General features: G+C 64.4%; 5 protein-coding genes. 3 read left to right on the forward strand and 2 right to left on the reverse strand.

Annotated features, from left to right (window positions below; all coding sequences use genetic code 11):
• Positions 1-433 (forward strand): aminotransferase class I/II-fold pyridoxal phosphate-dependent enzyme (locus EOA33_RS25440; RefSeq protein WP_127406887.1); only part of this gene is annotated, 433 nt, incomplete at its 5' end.
• A gap of 42 nt (positions 434-475) precedes the next feature.
• Here the strand turns inward: EOA33_RS25440 and EOA33_RS25445 are convergent.
• Together EOA33_RS25445 and EOA33_RS25450 are read right to left on the reverse strand one after the other, a co-directional pair.
• The gene (locus EOA33_RS25445) at positions 476-871 is read right to left on the reverse strand and encodes a cupin domain-containing protein (RefSeq protein ID WP_126058751.1); all 396 of its coding nucleotides are present in this window, start codon (positions 869-871) and stop codon (positions 476-478) included.
• Positions 872-1,032: 161 nt separating this feature from the next.
• Entirely contained in the window at positions 1,033-1,584 is a 552-nt protein-coding gene (locus EOA33_RS25450) for an isoprenylcysteine carboxylmethyltransferase family protein (RefSeq protein WP_126058750.1), read from the reverse strand.
• A 148-nt stretch (positions 1,585-1,732) separates the two neighbouring features.
• Between EOA33_RS25450 and EOA33_RS25455 the strand changes: the two genes are divergently transcribed.
• Both EOA33_RS25455 and EOA33_RS25460 read left to right on the forward strand, forming a co-directional pair.
• Positions 1,733-2,593, forward strand: a complete 861-nt coding sequence (locus tag EOA33_RS25455; RefSeq protein ID WP_126058749.1) for an alpha/beta hydrolase — start codon at positions 1,733-1,735, stop codon at positions 2,591-2,593.
• Positions 2,594-2,707: 114 nt separating this feature from the next.
• Positions 2,708-4,237 (forward strand): EAL domain-containing protein, encoded by a 1,530-nt coding sequence (locus tag EOA33_RS25460; RefSeq protein WP_126058748.1) that lies wholly within the window; start codon positions 2,708-2,710, stop codon positions 4,235-4,237.
• Positions 4,238-4,438: the final 201 nt, after the last annotated feature.

Genomic DNA, 4,438 nt, shown 5'->3' on the forward strand with positions numbered 1-4,438 from the left:
GATCAAGGCCATGGACATGATCCAGGGCCAGCAGACCTCCGGCGCCTGCACCATCGCGCAATGGGCCTCGGTCGAGGCGCTGAACGGCCCGCAGGACTTCATCGCCAAGAACAAGGCGATCTTCCAGGGGCGCCGCGACCTTGTCGTGTCGATGCTCAACCAGGCGCGCGGCATCTCCTGCCCCTCGCCGGAGGGCGCTTTCTACGTCTACCCGTCCTGCGCCGGGCTGATCGGCAGGGAGACGAAGACCGGCAAGGTGATCGATAGTGACGAGACCTTCTGCGCGGAGTTGCTCGAGGCCGAGGGTGTGGCGGTGGTGTTCGGCTCGGCCTTCGGCCTTGGCCCGAACTTCCGCATCTCCTACGCCACGTCGGAGACGCTGCTGGAAGAGGCTTGCACGCGCATCCAGCGCTTCACCGCTTCACTGACCTGATGACGAAAAAAGCCCGGCTCCAGGCCGGTTTTTTTCGGGTGGTTAGCCGCCATACTGCTCGTCGCTGACCTTCTCCAGCCAGTCGGCGTGGACGCCGTCAATCGCTTCCTGCATGGCGATGTGCGTCATCGCCGTGCTCGCGCCGGCGCCGTGCCAGTGCTTCTCGTCGGGCGCGAACGAGATGACGTCGCCGGCCTTGATCTCCTGGATCGACCCGCCCCACGTCTGGGCACGGCCCGCGCCCGAGGTGACATAGAGCGTCTGGCCAAGCGGATGCGTATGCCAGTTGGTCCGCGCGCCAGGCTCGAAGCTGACCAGGGTGGCCCTCAGCCGCGCCGGCGCCTCCTTCTCGATGATCGGTGTCTGCAGCACCCGGCCGGTGAAATACTTTTCCGGCGCCATGATGGTCGGCACGCTGCCGCAAGCAATGATCTTCATCGTTTCAATCCTCGAACTGGGGTCACATCGGCGGTGGCGACCGCACCGCTACGGTCCGCCCTTGCGGCGACACTTTCCTCCGATGCCTGTCCGGACGCAACCGCTTCCCGGACAGCCGGATGGCACGCCGGACACGCGTCAGCCGCGCATCGTCGGCGGCGTCACCATCGCAGCCGCGGCCAGAACAAGCCGGCTTGCTTTCGATGGGCCTCATAGGCGCCGGCCAGATCCGTGCGCGAGAATTTCTTCTCTTCGTCCAGCGCCGCGATCAGATAGAGCACGAAAATCCCGGCGACAGGCACCACCGCCCAGATCGACCATGTGGCGATACCCCAACCGGCCCAGAAGATGATGTAGGACGTGTAGAACGGGTGGCGGATGTAGGAGAAGGGTCCGTCGGTCACCAGGCCATGCGGATTGTCGGCGTCGAAGACAAAGCGCAGCCGCGCCTTGCGCGACCTCGCAATCGCCCACCAGAACAGCGCGGAACTCGCCAGCTGGATCACCAGCCCGACGATCTTGGCCAGTAGCGGCTGCGGCAGGATCCAGATGATCGCCAGGAAAAACAGCGCCGTCGCGGCCACGACGACCGAGATTATCTTCGCGCCCGAGGACATGCCCGACGATTGGAAATGAGCGCGCATCGACCACAGATACTGGCCGACCGTGGCGATGCCGATGATCGAGACAAGAAGGTCGAGCCCACGTTCCATCGTCAACATTCCATGCCCGCCATCGAAGATTCGGGAGCCACTATAGACGGTCGGCGCAGATTAGTCCTTTCTTAACCAGAAACCTAAAGCCCGCGTAGACCCGGGAATGCGATATTGGCCGCTACGCAATCCTAAGGTTCAATGCATCATGGCCGTCGTTGAGCGTACGATCCGCACCCCGCAGGCCGATTTGCGCGTCAGCGAATCGGCGGGCCCCGGCATGCCCATCGTGATGATCCACGGGTCCGGCGCCTCGCGCGCCGTGTTCGCCCGCCAGTTCGACAGCCCGCTTGCCGATGCCCACCGGCTGATCGCTTTCGACCTGCCCGGCCATGGCGAGTCCTCGGATGCCGCCGACCCGGCGACGGACTATACGCTCACCGGCCTGGCGCGATCGGCGGCCGAGCTCCTCGACGGTCTGGGCATCGGCCACGCCGTCGTCTACGGCTGGTCGCTCGGCGGCCATGTCGCCATAGAGCTCGCAAGCTTCCATCCGGCCGTCCACGGATTGATGCTGACCGGTGCGCCGCCCGTATCGAAGGGCTTCTTCGGCATGCTGCGCGGCTTCCACGCCAACTGGGACATGCTGCTCGCTTCCAAGAAGGTCTATTCCGAACGCGATGCCGAACGCTTCGAAACGCTGTGCTTCGGCGACAGCGCGGATCCGTCATTCCGCGACGCCATCCTGCGCACGGATGGCCGGCTGCGCGTCATGGTGACCCGTTCCATGATGGCCGGCAAGGGCGCCGACCAGAAACAGGTTGTCGAGCAGGCCGCCTTCCCCGTCGCGATCATCAACGGCGAGGACGACCCGTTCATCCGGCTCAACTACTTCGACACGCTGGATTGCGGCACGCTGTGGGAGCAATGCCACGTCGTCCCTGGCGCCGGACATGCCCCTTTCTGGGAGCGTCCGGACCTGTTCAATCCGATGCTGTCGCGCTTTGCTGAGGCTGTCGCGACGCATGATGCGGATACTGCCCTGCCGGCCCTGCGCCGGACCGGTTGACGTCACGTAACGCCGACGATTTTCTTCTTAACCATGAGCGGCCGATCGTCGGCAGGCTCAATGTCTTCTTAACAGCTGGGCGCTAGCCGTGGCTTGTGTTGCGGGGACGGTGACATGAGCATACTGGCCACGATCAAGGATCACAGCGGCAGAATCTACCGCGGTATCCAGTTCCTGCTTGTACTGAGCATCGCCGCGACCGCGCTCGGCGCGGCCGGCCTGGTCAGGGACTCCTCCTTCACGAGCGCCCTCATCGTTTCGATGGTGGCGACTGGCCTGGCGCTGCTGGTGCTGATGTACATGCGCAGCAGCGTGGTCCAGCGCCTGCGCTCGGCGGCGGCCGCCGAAGCGGAGAAGCATCATTTTCTGGCCGTCGACGCGATGACCGGCGCCATGACCCGCCGCTATGTCCTCGAAGCGCTCGACGAGCGGCTGGGCACCTTGCGCAGCCGGCGCGAGGCGAGCCTGCTGTTGATTGATCTCGATCACTTCAAACAGCTCAACGACACGTTCGGCCATCAATTCGGCGACCTCGCCCTGGCGCATCTGGTCAAGGCCGCAGAGCGTATCTTCGCCGACGGCGTAGTCGGGCGGCTGGGTGGCGACGAATTCGCCGTCATCGTTCCGCACGGCAATCTGGCAGTGATCAACAAGGATGCGCGCCGGCTGCTCGATGTGATGCGGGCAGGCAAATCGCATGAAGGCAAGATCGTCCCGCTATCAATCTCGATCGGCGTGGCACTAGCTCCCGCGCACGCCTCGAACACGACGGAGCTGATGTTGCTTGCCGACCTCGCCCTCTATGAGAGCAAGGCCGGCGGCCGTGGCCGCGTCACCGTGTTCGACGAGGAGATGCTGTCGGACAAGCGCTACCGTCGCCTGGTCGAGCGCGAGCTTCGAGCGGCCATCTACCTCGGCGAGCTTGACCTCCACTATCAACCGATCGTCGATACCGACCGATCGACCTTTGCGCTTGAAGGGCTCGTCCGCTGGCGCCATCCGGTGCGTGGCCTGATATCACCGGCCGACTTCATACCGATCGCCGAGCGTTCGACCTTGATCGACATGCTCGGCGAATGGGTATTCAGGCGCGCTTGCGCCGACATCGCACATTTTCCCGGGCTCCGCATCAGCATCAACGTTTCCGGCGAGCAGCTGAAGCGCGACGAGATCGTCACCATGTGCGACCGCGTGCTCCGCGAAACCGGCAGGTTGGCGGCTGAGTTCATAATCGAGATCACCGAGACGGTGGCGACCGCGGCCACGCCCGAAATCCTGAAGCGCCTGGAAGCCCTGCGCGGGCTCGGCTTCCACATCGCGCTCGACGATTTCGGCACCGGCCATTGCGGCATCAACTATCTCAAGACCTTGCCCATCGACAGTATCAAGATCGACCGCTCCTATATCAGCAGCCTCGCCCACGATCAGGTGGCCCAGATCTTCGTCTCGGCGCTGGCGCAGATCGCACGCATCCAGCATGTCACCATCGTCGCCGAAGGCGTCGAGACGGAAGAGGAGTTCACCCTCGCCAGGGCAGCCGGCTGCAACCGCTTCCAGGGCTATTTCTTCGGCAGGCCGGCACCGCGCCAAAAGGCCGGCGCTCTCCCCGCCGCCGATGCCGCAGCGCTGGCCCTGATCGCCTGAGGGCACAAAGCCGGCAAAATTTCCTATTTTCCTTGCCCTCCCCGCGAACCCGTGGGACGATGGCGTTGGGCAGGTGGCGATTGAAAAGAAGCCCCGCCCGCGACGGCCGAACAGGCCGGCCGCCGCTCACAGGGAAACGCCTGAGTGGAGGTCAGCCATGGGTACTCGCGCCGGAGGACGACGCACGGGACCGAAATGCAT

The organism is Mesorhizobium sp. M4A.F.Ca.ET.050.02.1.1 (genome assembly GCF_003997725.1).
Lineage (GTDB): Bacteria > Pseudomonadota > Alphaproteobacteria > Rhizobiales > Rhizobiaceae > Mesorhizobium.